Annotated in this window: 12 protein-coding genes; 3 read left to right on the top strand and 9 right to left on the bottom strand. The window is 34.1% G+C overall.

The window, feature by feature from the left end:
* Positions 1-51: 51 nt before the first annotated feature.
* From B3J44_RS12630 to B3J44_RS12620, 3 genes are all read right to left on the bottom strand, one after another.
* Positions 52-909 (bottom strand): fumarylacetoacetate hydrolase family protein, encoded by an 858-nt coding sequence (locus tag B3J44_RS12630; RefSeq protein ID WP_286968731.1) that lies wholly within the window; start codon positions 907-909, stop codon positions 52-54.
* Positions 910-1,170: 261 nt separating this feature from the next.
* On the bottom strand, positions 1,171-1,935 hold the full coding sequence (locus tag B3J44_RS12625; RefSeq protein WP_286968730.1) for an SDR family NAD(P)-dependent oxidoreductase: 765 nt from the start codon (positions 1,933-1,935) through the stop codon (positions 1,171-1,173).
* Positions 1,936-1,972: 37 nt separating this feature from the next.
* Positions 1,973-3,628: a UxaA family hydrolase gene (locus B3J44_RS12620; protein WP_286968729.1), complete on the bottom strand. Its 1,656-nt coding sequence runs from the start codon at positions 3,626-3,628 to the stop codon at positions 1,973-1,975.
* A gap of 172 nt (positions 3,629-3,800) precedes the next feature.
* On the opposite strand from B3J44_RS12620, the gene B3J44_RS12615 reads away from it, so the two are divergent.
* Positions 3,801-4,691 carry an AraC family transcriptional regulator gene (locus B3J44_RS12615; RefSeq protein WP_286968728.1) on the top strand — a complete coding sequence of 297 codons (891 nt, stop codon included), beginning with the start codon at positions 3,801-3,803 and terminating at the stop codon, positions 4,689-4,691.
* 137 nt (positions 4,692-4,828) lie between these two features.
* On the opposite strand, the gene B3J44_RS12610 is transcribed toward B3J44_RS12615, so the two are convergent.
* The 5 genes from B3J44_RS12610 to B3J44_RS12590 all read right to left on the bottom strand — a co-directional run bounded on the left by B3J44_RS12610 (position 4,829) and on the right by B3J44_RS12590 (position 11,137).
* Positions 4,829-5,608, bottom strand: coding sequence for an SDR family oxidoreductase (locus B3J44_RS12610; protein ID WP_286968726.1), 780 nt, complete (start codon positions 5,606-5,608; stop codon positions 4,829-4,831).
* Between the two features lie 266 nt (positions 5,609-5,874).
* Positions 5,875-7,560, bottom strand: coding sequence for a sodium/sugar symporter (locus B3J44_RS12605; RefSeq protein WP_198854984.1), 1,686 nt, complete (start codon positions 7,558-7,560; stop codon positions 5,875-5,877).
* Positions 7,561-7,813: 253 nt separating this feature from the next.
* Positions 7,814-8,872: a UDP-glucose--hexose-1-phosphate uridylyltransferase gene (locus B3J44_RS12600; protein ID WP_286968725.1), complete on the bottom strand. Its 1,059-nt coding sequence runs from the start codon at positions 8,870-8,872 to the stop codon at positions 7,814-7,816.
* 16 nt (positions 8,873-8,888) lie between these two features.
* Positions 8,889-10,049 (bottom strand): galactokinase, encoded by a 1,161-nt coding sequence (galK, locus tag B3J44_RS12595; RefSeq protein ID WP_286968724.1) that lies wholly within the window; start codon positions 10,047-10,049, stop codon positions 8,889-8,891.
* A gap of 35 nt (positions 10,050-10,084) precedes the next feature.
* Complete coding sequence (locus tag B3J44_RS12590) at positions 10,085-11,137, bottom strand: aldose epimerase family protein (protein WP_286968723.1); 1,053 nt, start codon at positions 11,135-11,137, stop codon at positions 10,085-10,087.
* A 102-nt stretch (positions 11,138-11,239) separates the two neighbouring features.
* On the opposite strand from B3J44_RS12590, the gene B3J44_RS12585 reads away from it, so the two are divergent.
* Complete coding sequence (locus tag B3J44_RS12585) at positions 11,240-12,238, top strand: GntR family transcriptional regulator (protein WP_286968722.1); 999 nt, start codon at positions 11,240-11,242, stop codon at positions 12,236-12,238.
* An 85-nt stretch (positions 12,239-12,323) separates the two neighbouring features.
* On the opposite strand, the gene B3J44_RS12580 is transcribed toward B3J44_RS12585, so the two are convergent.
* Positions 12,324-13,013: an NUDIX hydrolase gene (locus tag B3J44_RS12580; protein WP_198854979.1), complete on the bottom strand. Its 690-nt coding sequence runs from the start codon at positions 13,011-13,013 to the stop codon at positions 12,324-12,326.
* A 573-nt stretch (positions 13,014-13,586) separates the two neighbouring features.
* Between B3J44_RS12580 and B3J44_RS12575 the strand changes: the two genes are divergently transcribed.
* Positions 13,587-16,042: SusC/RagA family TonB-linked outer membrane protein (locus B3J44_RS12575; protein ID WP_286968721.1), on the top strand; the 2,456-nt coding region annotated here is incomplete at its 3' end.

Raw genomic sequence — 16,042 nt, 5'->3', positions numbered from 1 at the left:
GCATCATCTTTTAAGTCTAAAGCAAGATAGAATTTTTGTGTTGTCATAATTTTAGTTTTGTTGGTAAGCTACGGCAGTTTGCTTGCTTGTACCTAAACCTTCAATTCCTAATTCGATTACGTCACCTGCTTTAATGTAGATTGGATCTGGCTTAATTCCTAATCCAACTCCCGGAGGCGTTCCTGTGCTGATTACATCGCCAGGAAGCAAGGTCATAAATTGGCTTAAATAATGAACCAAGAAAGGAATTTTAAAAATCAAGTTTGAAGTATTACTGTTTTGGAACGTTTTTCCGTTTACAGTCAACCACATTTTTAGGTTATTTACATCGCTAACTTCGTCTGGAGTTGCCATAATTGGTCCAAGAGGAGCGAAGGTGTCAGAACCTTTTCCTTTTGCCCATTGTCCGCCGCGTTCGATTTGGAATGCTCTTTCGCTATAGTCATTCAAAAGGCAGTATCCAGCGATATAGTTTGGTGCATCTTCTTCGGAAACGTAGCTTGCTTTTTTACCTACAACAAAAGCCAATTCTACTTCCCAATCTGTTTTTTCGCTGTTTTTTGGGATAATTAAATTATCATTTGGTCCGCATAAAGAAGTTGTAGATTTGAAGAAAATAATTGGTTCTTCTGGAATTGCAGCGCCAGTTTCTTCGCAGTGATCCACATAATTTAATCCGATGCAGATAATTTTTGACGGACGCGCAACAGGCGAACCTAAACGTACTGAATCGCTAACTTCTGGCAATGCTGGATTATTTTTTAAGGCTTCTTCTAATTTCGCTAAACCATCATTTTCAAAAAAAGCTTCGTTGTAATCTGTTACAATAGACGAAACATCGTATCTTTTTTCATTTAGTAAAACTCCTGGTTTTTCCTTTCCTTTTTCTCCGAATCTAATAAGTTTCATATTTTAATTTTTTTAGTAATGTGTTTTTTGCCACAGATTAAAAGGATTAAAATGATTTCTTTTAGATTGTCACCCTGAGCGAAGTCGAAGGGCGTTCCAATTGGACGTGGGCTTCGACTTCGCTCAGCCTGACAAAAGCAGGAAATAAAAATCTTTTTAATCCTTTAAATCTGAGGCTTTATTTTTTTGCTCGCAGATTTAGCAGATCTAGCAGATTTTTTTAAATCCTTTTAATCTTTTAAATCTGTGGCTAAATAATTTTTAGTTGTTTAATTTAATAAATCCGCCATCAATTGGGTAATCTGAACCTGTGATGAAAGATGATTCGTCGCTGCATAAGAATAATGCTAAAGTCGCGATTTCATCTGGTTTTCCCATACGGCCGATTGGTTGTGATTGAGATAATTTTTCGAAGATTTCTTCTTCTTTTCCAGGATAATTTTTAGAAATAAATCCATCAACGAAAGGCGTGTGAACTCTCGCAGGAGAAATAGAATTACATCTGATTTTATCGTTCAAATAATCTTTAGCAACCGATAAAGTCATGGCCATAACCGCTCCTTTAGCTGTAGAATAAGCAAAACGATCCGGAATTCCAACCCAGCAAGCAATCGAAGCCAAGTTCAAAATTACACCTCCGCCAGAACTTCTCAATGCAGGAATTGAAGCGTGAAGACAGTTGTAAACCCCTTTTACATTTACATTCATGATTCTGTCAAAATCAGATTCAGAAGTTGTGTCTACTTTTCCAACGTGAGCAATTCCCGCGTTGTTTACCAGAATATTAATATTTCCGATTTTCTCGAAAGTCGAATTAACTTGTTCGTGGTTCGAAACGTCGCAAGCATGAGCAAAAACATTTCCGCCAGCCGATTTTATTTCTTCAACCGTTTCTTTTGCGCTTTCTTCCGTCAATTCTAAAATGTGAACTTCAGCACCTTGTTTAGCAAATAAAACCGAAATCGCTCTTCCAATTCCGCTTCCACCGCCAGTGATAATTGCTTTTTTATTTTGTAATGAAAACATTTGATATAAATTTTTATGAGTTGTTTTTAATAGTCTTTTATAAAGATACGCCACGTTTCCACGGAATAAAATCGTCTTGGTTTAATTGAACTGCTTTCGGAATAATTTCGCCGCTTGCCGCTTTGATGCAATATTCTAAAATTTCCTCGCCCATTTCTTCAATAGATTTTTCGCCACTAATGATCGGTCCGCAGTCAATATCGATAATATCTTTCATTCTTGTTGCTAGAAGAGAGTTTGTTGCTACTTTAATTACGGGACAAACTGGATTTCCTGTCGGCGTTCCTAAACCTGTCGTAAACAAAATTAAAGTGGCGCCAGAAGCTGCTTTTCCAGTTGTCGCTTCAACGTCATTTCCTGGTGTACATACCAAACTTAAACCTGGTTTTGTAACCAATTCGGTATAATCTAAAACATCAACAACGGGAGAAGTTCCGCCTTTTTTGGCCGCTCCTGCACTTTTGATTGCGTCTGTAATTAATCCATCTTTGATATTTCCTGGTGAAGGATTCATGTGAAAGCCTGAACCTACTTTATGCGCCAATTCATCATAAGATTCCATTAAATCGATGAATTTTTTAGCTTTATCTTCGGTAACGCATCTGTCAATTAAATTTTGCTCTGCGCCACATAATTCCGGGAATTCAGCCAAAAGAATTTTTCCGCCTAAAGCTACCACTAAATCAGAAGTATAACCCACTGCAGGATTTGCAGAAACACCGCTGAAACCATCGCTTCCGCCACATTTTACACCAATACATAAATCGCTTAAAGGCGCATCAGTTCTTTCATATTGGTTGATTTCGATCAAACCTTCAAACGTTTTTTTGATAGCATTTGTAATCAGAACTTCTTCGCTTTCTGTCTGTTGTTGTTCAAAAATAAACAACGGTTTGTCGAAATCTGGATTTTGTCTTTTTACGTCATTTACAAAATCCTGAACTTGCAAATGCTGGCATCCTAAACTTAAAAGCGTAATTCCGCCAACGTTCGGATGATTGGCGTAAGAAGCCAATAAAGCGCTCAAAGTAGAAGCGTCCTGACGCGTTCCACCGCAACCGCCTTGGTGGTTTAAGAATTTAATTCCGTCTACATTTTCAAAAACACGTTTGTTTTTTGGAGTCGGATTTAATTCAATATTGATATCGTTAATGTCATTTCCGTTCAAATAACCTTCCAGTAATTCATGTGTAAATTGGTTGTATTTGTCCGTTACAGCATAACCTAATTGTTTGTGTAAGGCTTCTTTGATTACGTCAAGATTTCTGTTTTCACAAAAAACAGTTGGAACAAAAAGCCAGTAATTTGCCGTTCCAACGCGTCCGTCTTTTCTTTTATAACCTTTAAAAGTTCTGTTTTCGAATTTTGAAACATCAGGCGCATTCCATTCGTAAGAAGCATTTCTGTAAGCGTACGGATCTGCGGCATGTTTAAGATTTTCAGTCGTCATTAAACTTCCTTTTGCCACATCGTTTTGTACTTTTCCAACCAAAACTCCGTACATATTCACTTCTTCTCCCTGCTTCATGTCCTGCATGTAGAATTTATGTTTGGCTTTGATGAGGTCTTGTAAAACGTAAGTTTCGTTTTCAAAATGAATGGTTTCGCCTTTTTGAAGATCGGTTAAGGCAACCAATACATTATCGTCTGGATGCAGTTTTACAACCAGTTTTTTTGTGTTATTCTCAGACATTGTGTTGTTGTTTTTTTTCTTTTTTTGTGTGACAGCTTTCTAAATTTAGAGGAAGTTAAAGACTTTATTCCCACTAAAAATTAGACAGTTTGCCGAAAATAAAAGTAGCCATTTTGGATATTCAAAATTAGTCTAATATTATCCTTATGTAATCTTTTATTATCTTTGCAGAATGAAATTGGAACAAACCAAAATAGCGTCTTATCTCAACACGAAAGTTTCGGTGCTGAATCGGATTGAACCTTTTTTTCAAGCGCCCTTTCATTCGCATCCAGAATTGGAATTGGTGTATGTAAAAGAGAGTTTCGGCAAGCGAATTATTGGAAATTCAGTTATGCCGTTTGCACCTGGCGATATGGTTTTTTTAGGTTCTGATATTCCGCATGTTTGGTTAAATGATGAAAAATATTATCAGGGAATTGAAGATTTAAAAGCCAATTCGATTGTTGTATATTTTCATAAAGATATTTTTGGACCGACTTTTTACGAATTAAAAGAAACTCAGAAAATCAACGAGCTTTTTTTTCAGGCTGGAAAGGGAATTTCGATTATCGGAAAAACGAATAAACAGATTGCAAAAAAACTGGAGAAATTAGTTTCGAAAAAAGACTTCGAAGTTATTGTTGGACTTTTTGAGATTTTGTCTATTCTTTCAGAAAGTCAGGATACGATTTATATCAATGACGAGATTTATTCTTTGATGCAGAAGGATTCGAAAGTAGATCGTCTTTCGGAGGTTTTTCAATATGTAAATAAAAATTACAAAAAGAATATTTCCTTAGAAGAAATTGCCACTGTCGCAAATATGACACGTACTTCTTTCTGCAGAATGTTCAGAATTAAAACAAAGAAAAATTTTGTGGATTATCTGCACGAAATCAGAATTTCGAATGCTTGTAAATTGTTATTGGAAACCGACAAAAGTATGTCTGAGATTGCGTATGAATGTGGTTATAAAACGGCTTCTAATTTTAATAAACTCTTCAAAAAGGTTAAAGGAATTACCCCTTCAGATTTTAAGAATAATGCGAAGGTTAGTTTTGCCACAGATTATAAGGATTAAAAAGGATTCCCTTTAGTTTGTCACCCTGAGCGAAGTCGAAGGGCGTTCCAATTGGGCGTGGGCTTCGACTTCGCTCAGCCTGACAAAATGGATGTAAAAATCATTCTAATCCTTATAATATGTGGCAAAAAAATATTTTAAATAGATCTATCTAAATGGGTATAACCACCATCAACATAAATAATCTGTCCTGTGGTATGGCTTGATTTTTCAGAAAGAAGGAAAACTACCATATTTGCAATTTCTTCTGCAGTTGTCATTCTGTTTTCTAGTGGAATATTTTTGGTGATTGCCGCTAGTTTTTCTTCTTTATTTTCAAAAGTATTGATCCAGGTTTCGTAAAGCGGCGTGTAACATTCAGCCACGATTACGGCGTTTACACGAATGCTATATTTTAGCAATTCAACTGCCCATTCTCTGGTTAAAGCGTTTCTACCTCCGTTTGAAGCAGCGTAGGCTGAGGTTCCGCCTTGACCCGTTTCGGCAGTTTTAGAACCAATGTTTACAATTGCTCCTTTTGATACTTTAAGATACGGAAGAGCGTATTGTGCCATTAAATAATAATGCACTAAATTTTTGTGAAGAGAAGCAGCGAAATCTTCATAATTTCCGTTTTCTAATCCAACGCCATCATTAACTCCGGCATTGTTTACAAGTCCGTCAATGCGACCGAATTTTTCGATTACGGCTTCAACGGCTTTTTTGCAGTCTTCTGGTTTTGTTAAATCGGCGGCAACTTGGTGCGCTTCTTTTCCAATGGCTTTTAATTCTTCTACGGCTTTGATATTGTCATTTTCGTTACGTCCAACGATAAACGGAATGGCATTTTCTTCGGCTAAAACCTTAACGATTCCTAAACCAATTCCTTTTGCGCCTCCAGTAACGATAATGATTTTTTGGGTTAATGATAACTGCATGATGTTAATATATTATAATTTGAAATTCAGTTTGTTTTTTTGCCACAGATTAAAAGGATTCGCTTTAGTTTGTCACCCTGAGCGGAGTCGAAGGGCGCTCCAATTGGACGTGGGCTTCGACTTCGCTCAGCCTGACAATCTAATCCATTAATCTTTCTAATCTGTAGCTATATTTTTTATTCAATGAATATACTTTAAAAAATTTACAGCTGTTGTTCATGACAAACAACAGCTGTAAAAATAGAGAGAATAGAACTGATAATTTATTACCAGAACTTAACATAAAGCGCAACAATAATCAATAATGTAATTACGATTAAGACTGTTGTTTGCGGTTTAACTTTAAACATTCCAGGTTCTGTCTCGAATGCTTTAGGGTTTACTTTTGGTCCAGCGAAACTTATTAGAATCATGGCAATCATTGTAAATAAGAATGATAATCCCATACAGATGTGGAACGGAATTTCAAAAGCTCCTTTTCCATTAGAGTATGCTGTGTATAAAAGTGTATCGTTTCCAAATAAAGCTGGAGCGTATTCGTTGAATAAAACAGATAATAAGAATCCTAGAATTACTCCCACGATTGCAGCTGTTCCAGTAGTTCTTTTCCAGAACATACCTAAGAAGAACATAGCAAAAACTCCAGGGCTGATGAATCCAGTATATTTTTGGATGTATGTAAATCCTCCAACGCCACCAATTCCTAAAACGTCATTCCATGTAAATAAAACAGCTAAAAGCATGGCAGCAAAAACGGCAAGACGTCCAATGTTTACTTGTTGTTTTTCGCCAGCATCTTTTTGGATGTATTTTTTGTGAACGTCTAATGTGTAGATTGTAGAAATACTATTTACTTTTCCAGCCAAAGAAGCTACGATCGCAGCTGTTAAAGCCGCAACAGAAAGTCCTTTTAATCCTGTTGGAAGGAAAGTTAATACAGCAGAATAAGCTCCATCTTTTCCTCCAACCAATTGAGGCAAATGTCCGTTTGTGTATAAAACGTAAGCAGCAATACCAGGAAGCATTACGATAAGTGGCATTAATAATTTTAACATACCAGCAAATAAAATTCCTGTACGAGCTGTTTGTAAATCTGCTCCAAGTGCTCTTTGTGTAATGTATTGGTTACATCCCCAGTAGTTTAAGTTGATGATCCAGATACCAGCAGCGTAAGATAACAATCCTGGGAAAGTTAAATATTTATCGATTTCAATCTGTGAAGATGCAGCAGTTGGTTTTGGAATAATCATTTTGAAATGCTCCGGCGCTTCTTTCATTAAAACTTTAAACCCAGCAATTGCATTTTCACCAACGCCAAAATATTGTCCAACAGTTGTAAGAGCAATATAAGAAGTTACTAAACCTCCAATGATTAATACAGCAACTTGAATTACGTCTGTATAAGCTACAACTTTCATTCCTCCAAGAGAAATAAATAATGCAAATACAGCTAATCCGATCATGATTGCGTGAAGATATTGACCTCCAGCAAGACCGTTAATAGCAACAGCTCCTAAATATAAAATAGAAGTTAAGTTTACAAAAACATACAAGAACAACCAGAAAACTGCCATAATCAAAGCAGTAGATTCGTTGTAACGTGTTTTTAAGAATTGCGGCATCGTGTAGATCTTGTTTTTAAGATATACAGGAATAAACCATACAGCAACAATAATAAGTGCAATAGCAGCAAGCCATTCGTAAGCAGCAACAGCGATTCCTAAAAAGAAACCTTCACCGCTCATTCCGATGAACTGTTCTGCAGAGATATTAGAAGCAATAAGAGAAGCTCCAATTGCCCACCATGTTAAATTTCCTTCAGCCAAAAAGTAAGCTTTAGCATCTTGTTCGTCTTGTTTACGTTTACGGTAAACTGTGTAACCGTAGACCGAGACTACGATAAAGTAGATAATAAAAACCGCATAGTCTGCGAAAGCGAGGTTTTGGTTCATTGTTAGTAGTATTTTAAATAATTATTTATAGGGTTGTTTGTTTATGTGGTTTTAAATCAGTTTTTATGTTGTTAAATCTTGTTAAAAATGCAAGATGTGTTTTATTTCTGTTATTTTTTTGCGAAAATAAAAGCAGAAGCCAAATGTAAAATAAAAATTTAAAAATCAACCATTAGCAAATGTGTTTTTTACATTTATTCATGGGTAATTGTGTTAAATTTTTATTTTTTGGCTTTATTACAACACTAAACCGTTAGGCTTTTACCAAACTTTTATAATGTACATCTGAAAGCTGTCTTAAAATTTCAGCACTTTTTTCAGGTGTAATATCACGTTGCGATTCGCCTAACATTTCATATCCAACCATGAATTTCTTTACAGTTGCCGATCTTAACAATGGCGGGTAGAAATGCATGTGGAAATGCCATTCTGGGTGAATTAAACCATCTGTTGGAGATTGGTGAATTCCTGAAGAATATGGAAATGAAGTATTAAATAAATTGTCATACTTCGTTGTAAGTTGCTTTAAGATTTTCGCGAAAGCGGTACTTTCGTCAGCTGTAAAATTGGTGATTTTGTTTACAGCTCTTTTGCTGATAATCATGGTTTCGTATGGCCAAATTGCCCAGAAAGGAACCAATGCAACAAAATGGTCATTCTCGATTACGATACGATCACCAGCTTTTAGTTCAGCTTTGACATAATCTTCTAATAATGTTTTTTGATTTTTGTCGTAGTATAATTTTAAGCTGTTCTGTGTTTTTTCAACCTGAGTAGGAAGAGACGATTGTGCCCAAATCTGACCGTGTGGATGCGGGTTGCTGCAACCCATAACGCTTCCTTTGTTTTCAAAAATCTGAACATGGTTAATGAATTTAATATTTCCTAAATCGGTATATTCTTTCTGCCAAGTTCTGATTATATTTTCAATATCAGCAATTTCCATTTCTGGCAAAGTCAAATCGTGTCTTGGTGAGAAGCAGACTACTCTAGAAATTCCCTGTTCTGGTTTTGCTTTAAAGAATGTATGTTTAATATCTTCCTCAAAAATAATTTCGTCCTGCTTCATTGCGGCAAAATCATTTTCAAAAACAAAACTGCTTTCGTATTGCGGGTTATTCATTCCGTTGGCACGAACATTTCCTGGACACAAATAGCAAGTTGGGTCGTATTTAGGAAGTTCTTCGGTTGAAATAGTTTCATTTTGTCCCTGCCAAGGGCGTTTCGCACGATGAGGTGAAACCAAGACCCATTCGTTAATTAATGGGTTGAAGCGTCTGTGCGGATCTTCGTTAATGTCAAAATTTTTCATTGTACAGTGTGTGGTTTTAAAGTAGCGTTGTTCCGTTAGAGATTTTTACATCATAGAATTTTAATTCAATTCCAAATGTATCTAAATAAAGTTTAGAGAACTTACGCTTAACCTCATTTTCATTTCCTTTTTTAACTAAATTGATAGTACAGCCTCCAAAACCACCTCCCATTAGTCTAGAACCAACGATGGCATCGTCTTCTTTTGCTGTATCTACAAGCATGTCTAATTCTTCGCAACTTACCTCATATTCTTGAGATAAACCATAATGCGTTTCAAAAAGCAATTCGCCTAAAAGTTCGATATTTCCTTCGTCTAAGGCTTTACAGGCTTTGATAACGCGATTGATTTCTTTTACAACAAAATGAACTCTTGAAAATACTTTTTCGGTCATTTTATCTTTAAGACTTAAAACCTGCTCTTCGGTCGCATCTCTAAAACTTTTTACTTCTGGAAAATGGCTTTTTATAATCGATAAACCTTCTTCGCACTCGATTCTTCTAGTGTTGTATTCTGATGTAAAAAGAGAATGTTTTACATTAGAATCAAATAAAATTAGAGAATAATCTTTGAAGTCGGCATTGTGATATTCAAAATCTAAATTGTTGCAATCTAATTGAATTACTTTATTTTCAAGGCCGTGAACGCTCGAAAATTGATCCATAATTCCGCAGTTGATTCCAACCCAATGTTCTGCTTTTTGTCCTAATAACGAAATGTCTTTTTTCTCAATTTTTAAATCAAAAAGAGATTTGATTCCGAAAATCATCCCGCATTCTAAAGCTGCCGAAGAAGACAATCCAGAACCAACTGGAATATTACTGCTGAAAACGCAATTGAAACCGTCAAAAGAAAATCCATTATCTTGCAATTGTTTAATTACGCCACGAATGTAATTAGTCCAAACTACATCACTTAGCTTTACTTCTTGAGTCAAATCGATTTCAAATTCTTCATTCAAATCGATAGCAATTATTTTAGAAGTTTTGGTATTGTTTTTTTCAAAAGCAAAACAAATTACTTTGTCAATTGCAGCAGGTAAAACATACCCATCATTGTAGTCAATATGCTCTCCTATGATGTTGATTCTACCAGGAGAAAGTACCGTTTTTTGAGGAGAAGATCCAAAAGATTTCTCAAAAAAAGCAACGGTATTCTGTATTAAAATATCATTCATTATATAGTTAGTGTATTGTGGTTTTTGGAATTGTATTAGTTTAAATTTTCAAATTTGTAAAGTGTTTTTTGCGTGTATTCTTCGCCTTTTTTCAAAACTGCATTCGGAAAGTGAGCCTGATTTGGAGCATCTGGGAAATTTTGAGTTTCGAAACAAATTCCGCTTTGTGCATGATAATCCACATTTTCTTTTCCTTTTAGTTTTCCAAAACAATTTCCGCCTACATATATATGTACACTTGGTTGATCGGTGTAGACATTCATTCTCAGTTTATTTTTTAAGCTGATTAATTGTCCAACGATTTCTGTTTTAGAATTTACTACAAAAGAGTTGTCAATAGGAAACGGACAGCTTTTTGGATTTCTAAAATCAAAATCATGATTGGTTAAATCGGTAAAGTTTCCAGTTGGAATATTGTCTGCATTAGTTTCTAGCATTTTAGCCGATTTAATAAACATTTGCTGTTCTAAAACATTTCCGTCATGTCCATCAAGGTTAAAATAACTGTGATGCGTTAAATTGATAACTGTGTCTTCTGTTGAAGTTGCTTTGTATTCTAACTTCAATTCATTTTCTTCAGTTAAAGTATACGTTAAATAAACGGTCATTTCTCCAGGAAAATTTTCGTCTAAATGTTCGCTCAAAAGACCAAAAGTAATTGATGGATTTTCACCAGAAGTTGCATTAACAACACTCCAAGCTTTTCTTCCAAATCCCATAACTCCTCCGTGAAGTGTGTTGCCATTATTGTTTCCGTCTAGCTGAAATTTTTTATCAGCAAGGCTAAAAGTCGCATTATGAATACGACCCGCGTAACGGCCAACTGTAGTTCCAAAATAAGGAGCGCTTGGTAAATTATAAGATTCTAAATATGCTTCTAGATTGTCAAAGCCTAAAACAACATCTACCAGTTTTCCATTTACTGGAATTTGGATCGAAGTTACCGTTGCACCATAATTGATGACTTGAACTTTCATTCCGTTTTTATTAACCAGATCAAAAGAATAAATTTCTTCTTTATTGGGCATTAAACCAAACAATTTGCAATTGTGAGTCTCCTTTAAATGCGATATGTGTTTTATTTCCATATAATTTTTACCAAAAATGAAATCCAAAAATAGAAACATTTATTATTTTTGCATACCAGTACCTACCAGTTTTTAATCTTTATAGTCAAAATGACTTTTATTATGAACATTATTTCAATCCAAAATAACATTGGTCTGCCAAAATATAAGCAGATTATTCTTTCAATCGAAAAAGCGATTGAAGAGGGAAATTTAATTAAAGGAGATAGGCTTCCGTCGGTAAATAAAGTCTGTTTGGCTTTCTCTTTATCTCGAGATACGGTCTTGCTGGCGTATGACGAATTGAAGAAAAGAGGTATTATTTACGCCATTCCAGGAAAGGGATATTACGTTAAAAGTGTTGAAATCACTATAACTCAGAAGGTTTTTTTACTTTTTGATGAATTGAATATTTTTAAAGAAGATATTTATAATTCGTTTTTAAAAAACATTGGAAAAAATGTTCAGGTCGATATTTTCTTTCATCATTTTAATGTTCAGGTTTTCAAAAAGCTGATAAATGATAGCAATAGAAATTATACAAAATATATTATTATGCCGACAAACTTAAACGATGTCGTAGATTCTATAAAAACCCTACCAGTAAGCGACGTAATTATTTTGGATCAGACCAATTCGGATTTGAAAATGTTTCCTGCGATTTACCAAAATCACCAAAAAGATATTTACGAAGGTTTGATGAAAGGCAAATCAAGATTATCAAAATACAAGAAACTAATTTTAATTTTCCCTGGTTTTAGAGAGCCTCCGGGAATGAAATTGGGTTTTGAATCGTTTTGTAAAGAGTTTGGTTTCGATTATGCAATTATTTCAGATTTTAGCAATCAGTCTATTGCTTTAGGAGATTTATATATTATTCCGCATGATCGCGATTTACTTTTGGTAATAGAAAATGCGATTAATAGAAACTTAAAGCTAGGTGAAGATTTTGGAATTATATCGTATAATGAAACTCCATTGAAGAAAATAGCAGCAAACGGAATTACTACAATTTCAACCAATTTTGAAGTGATGGGAAAAATTTTGGCCGATATGGTTTTGAAAGGAACAAAAGAGCAGATCGAAAATAGATCTGCTCTTATATTGCGTAATTCGCTATAAATTTCTCCCGCAGATTTAGCAGATGCACGGGATTTTTTTATTAAATCAGCCAAATCTCCTAAATCTGCGAGAGAATAAATAAAGTTTATAAATTCAATACAAAATTATTGAGTAGTTTCTCTTCGTATTTTTCTTTGTTGAAAGTATATAAATAAGAACCTTTTCGAGAAGACTGCATGTCTTTTTCTTCTAATTTATTTAAGATTTCCAAAGAGTTTATTTTACTAATGAAATTTCTTTTGTCTAATTCTTTGCTCAAAATAGCTTCGTACAATTCTAAAAGCTGGCGCATTGTAAATTTCTCCGGAAGCAATTCGAAACCAATAGGTTTGATAGAAGTTTTGTAGCGAAGTCTCTTTATTGCATTTTCGACCATTTCGTTGTGGTCAAAAATTAAGTTTGGTGCATCATTAATAGGAAACCATTCTGCATGATAATTCTGAATCAATTCTGCATTATGGTTTTCGATATTAATTAAAGCAAAATAAGAAACCGAAATGGTTCGTTCTACTGGGTCACGATCTATTTCGCTGTAAGCATACAGCTGTTCCATATAAATATCGTTAAGACCTGTATAGGTATTTAAGATTCTAGTTGCGGCAGCGTCTAAAACTTCATCTCGTTTTAGAAACCCACCAATTAAGGACCATTTTCCTTTTTCAGGCTCAAAATCTCTTTGAATCAAAAGGATTTTCAGACCATCATTATCGAATCCGAAAATGATGCAGTCTACTGCCAGTAAAACTTTATCAGCAGAGCTATAACTATTTAGCATATATAATTAATTTGGATGGGTAAATATATGAACTTCTTAAAACGTATCATAATTTATTAATGTAGATTTTACACTTACATAATTAACTACTCAAATGTAGCCTTAAAAAAATTACTTTTCACATAAAAATAACATACAAATCTATTTTTTAAGATTTTTTTAAGAAAAAAACAGGACAGTCAAGGATAGTTTTTTTCAAAAATAGGTTCTGTTTAATTAGAAACCCGCTAAAATAAACAATCTTTTACTTACAAAATATTCTTTTTTTTGAATTCAAAGTATTAAAAAACAGATTATTTATACTTTTTTTCATTTGCCTCTTTTTTTGCTTAAAAAACGACTTTTTCATTAAAAGTGTATTTTTTACACAATTAAAATCAATAAAACAGCTGTTTTTTTGAAAAAACTTTGATTTTTTAAATGTTAATTCAACACTTAATTTACGATATGTGTTTTTTTTAGGCTGTTTTTTTGTGATATTAATTTGTTTACGTGGTTTTTTTTTAGTTAAATTTACAAATGTAAGATTAACACTTATTAACTAAACCACTAACCAATCTTAACTAAACCATTATGATTACAAAACAAAAATTACTTTTGTATTGCAATTTTCTATTGCCAAAAACAAATTGGATTTTAGCAGTATTAATGCTATTATTTTCTGTTAATCAAATGTCTGCTCAAGGCAAAACGATAACAGGAGTTGTAACATCGGCGCAAGACAACCTTCCTTTGCCGGGTGTTAACATTTTAATAAAAGGAACCAAAACAGTTACTACAACTGGATTTGATGGAGAGTATTCGATTAAAGCATCTCCAACCGATGTTTTAGTTTTTTCATTTATAGGATTTCAAAACAAAGAAATAGCCGTAGGAAGTCAATCTAAAATTGATATAGCTTTAGGTGAAGATACCAATAAACTGAATGAAGTAGTTGTTATTGGTTACGGAACTCAAAAGAAATCTGACTTAACAGGTTCTGTAAGTGTCGTTAATTTAGAATCGGCTAAAAAGGTCGTTACTTATGATGCTGCAAAAATGCTTCAAGGACAAGTTCCAGGTGTTACGGTACAATCTTCAGGAGAACCAGGAGGTTTTGTAAATGTGAAGATTAGAGGTATAACTTCATTCAGTAACAACAATCCGCTTTTTGTAATCGACGGAATTATGGTCGATTCACCTTATGATTTTGCTCCAGGAGAAATAGAATCGATGCAGGTTTTAAAAGATGCCTCTTCTGCTGCTATTTATGGTGTGCGTGGTGCAAATGGTGTTGTAATTATTACGACTAAAAAAGGAAGACAAGGCAAAATGGATATTAAATTCAAGTCTATTGTTGGTCTTCAAAATGTTGCTAAAAAATGGGATGTTACAGATCGCGAGGGTTACCAAAAAATTACTAGCGAGGCTGAGAGAAATAGAGATATTAGAGCAGGCGTTCCTGTAAGTATCGCTCCAGGAAATGATCCTAATAGCCCATCTTATATTTCAAATGTAAATACAGATTGGCAGAAAGAATCTTTTCAGACAGGTGTTGTGCAAAATCAAGCTTTGACATTAACTGGAGGAGCAGAAAGTATTGCATATAGTTTTAATGTTGACTATTTTAAAAATACAAGTTACATTAAAACGCCTCAGGACTATGAGAGATTATCAACGAATTTAAATTTAAATGGGAAAAAAGGGAAATTTAAATATGGTGCAAAAATAGCTTACACACAATCTGATAAAGAAATTTTTAATGAGTATAATGCAGGTCAGACTGTTGTAAGTGACATTTTAGGAGCTATTCCAACTATGCCAGTTTACGATGCAAATAGACTTGGAGGTTATGGTGGTACAGACAACTTAACTCAGAGAGCTATTTCTATGAACCCAATAGGATACAACAATCTAATTACTAATAATGGAAAAAGAAACCGTTTTATTGGAGATGCTTGGGGAGAAATTGAAATTGTAAAAGGTCTTAAGTATAAATTGGATGTAAGTTATGATAGAACGGACTGGGAAAACAGAAAATTTATTCCGCCAAGTGATTTAGGATGGTATTATGTTACAACAAATGATGAAGCATCTTTGGATGTTGAAACTGGTAATGAGCTAAGAACATTCTTGAATAATTTATTAACATATGAAGTTACTTTAGGCAAGCATAAAATTGATGCTCTTGCAGGTTGGATTCAAGAAAAAAGAGATTATCACAGATATAATATGAGAGGTGTTGGTTTTACTCCAAATGAAATTCCGATGCTTCAATATGCAGATTCTAGAAACGCTTCTGAGTATAAATTTACAATTACAGGAATATCGTATATCAGTAGACTAAACTACTCTTATGATGATAGATATTTAGTGCAAGCTAACTTTAGACAAGACAAAACGTCTCTTTTTAGTGAAAAAAATAATTCAGCAAACTTTTACTCTTTTTCAGGAGGATGGAAACTTAGTAACGAAAAATTCTGGACATTACCAGAATGGATAAGCAATATTAAACTAAGAGGTGGTTATGGTACTTTAGGTAATAATACTATTTCTCAATATTTCTTTGCTTCAACAGTAAACAGTTTTGCAGGTTATGATTTTAATAATGAGCTTGCTCCTGGAACTACTGTAGTAGCAGCACTTGACCCAAATGTAAAATGGGAAAAATCTACAAACTCAAATGTTGGTATTGAATTAGGTTTCTTAAACAACGATTTACAGTTTACAGCAGAATATTTCATCAAGAAATCAAACGATTTGTTATTAGGAGTTCCGCTTCCATATTCAACAGGAGCATTTCCTGCAAGTGTGACAACAAATGCGGGCGCAATGAAAAACTCAGGGGTAGAATTTACAGCATCTTATAGCAATCATCATCACAAATTTAAATATGATATTTCTGGAAACTTTGGAACACTGAAAAATGAAGTTACTAAAATAGGTGTAAATGGAAATCCTATTTATGGAGCAGTTTCTAAAACTGAAGTAGGAAGATCTGTTGGTGAAATGTTTGCTTGGGAAGCAATTGGAATTTTCCAAAATGCGGC

The sequence above is a fragment of the Flavobacterium sp. UBA4854 genome, from assembly GCF_002399805.1.
Taxonomy (GTDB): Bacteria; Bacteroidota; Bacteroidia; order Flavobacteriales; family Flavobacteriaceae; genus Flavobacterium; species Flavobacterium ginsengisoli.
The sequence above is the reverse complement of the archived record's forward strand: the minus strand, read 5'-3'. Positions and strand labels throughout refer to the sequence as shown.

Excerpts from the sequence above, each read along its gene's own strand:
- B3J44_RS12610 (WP_286968726.1), bottom strand. The coding sequence starts at position 5,608 with ATGCAGTTATCATTAACCCAAAAAATCATTATCGTTACTGGAGGCGCA.
- B3J44_RS12625 (WP_286968730.1), bottom strand. The coding sequence starts at position 1,935 with ATGTTTTCATTACAAAATAAAAAAGCAATTATCACTGGCGGTGGAAGC.
- B3J44_RS12585 (WP_286968722.1), top strand. The coding sequence starts at position 11,240 with ATGAACATTATTTCAATCCAAAATAACATTGGTCTGCCAAAATATAAG.
- B3J44_RS12590 (WP_286968723.1), bottom strand. The coding sequence starts at position 11,137 with ATGGAAATAAAACACATATCGCATTTAAAGGAGACTCACAATTGCAAA.
- B3J44_RS12620 (WP_286968729.1), bottom strand. The coding sequence starts at position 3,628 with ATGTCTGAGAATAACACAAAAAAACTGGTTGTAAAACTGCATCCAGAC.
- B3J44_RS12630 (WP_286968731.1), bottom strand. The coding sequence starts at position 909 with ATGAAACTTATTAGATTCGGAGAAAAAGGAAAGGAAAAACCAGGAGTT.
- B3J44_RS12615 (WP_286968728.1), top strand. The coding sequence starts at position 3,801 with ATGAAATTGGAACAAACCAAAATAGCGTCTTATCTCAACACGAAAGTT.
- galK (WP_286968724.1), bottom strand. The coding sequence starts at position 10,049 with ATGAATGATATTTTAATACAGAATACCGTTGCTTTTTTTGAGAAATCT.
- B3J44_RS12580 (WP_198854979.1), bottom strand. The coding sequence starts at position 13,013 with ATGCTAAATAGTTATAGCTCTGCTGATAAAGTTTTACTGGCAGTAGAC.
- B3J44_RS12600 (WP_286968725.1), bottom strand. The coding sequence starts at position 8,872 with ATGAAAAATTTTGACATTAACGAAGATCCGCACAGACGCTTCAACCCA.
- B3J44_RS12605 (WP_198854984.1), bottom strand. The coding sequence starts at position 7,560 with ATGAACCAAAACCTCGCTTTCGCAGACTATGCGGTTTTTATTATCTAC.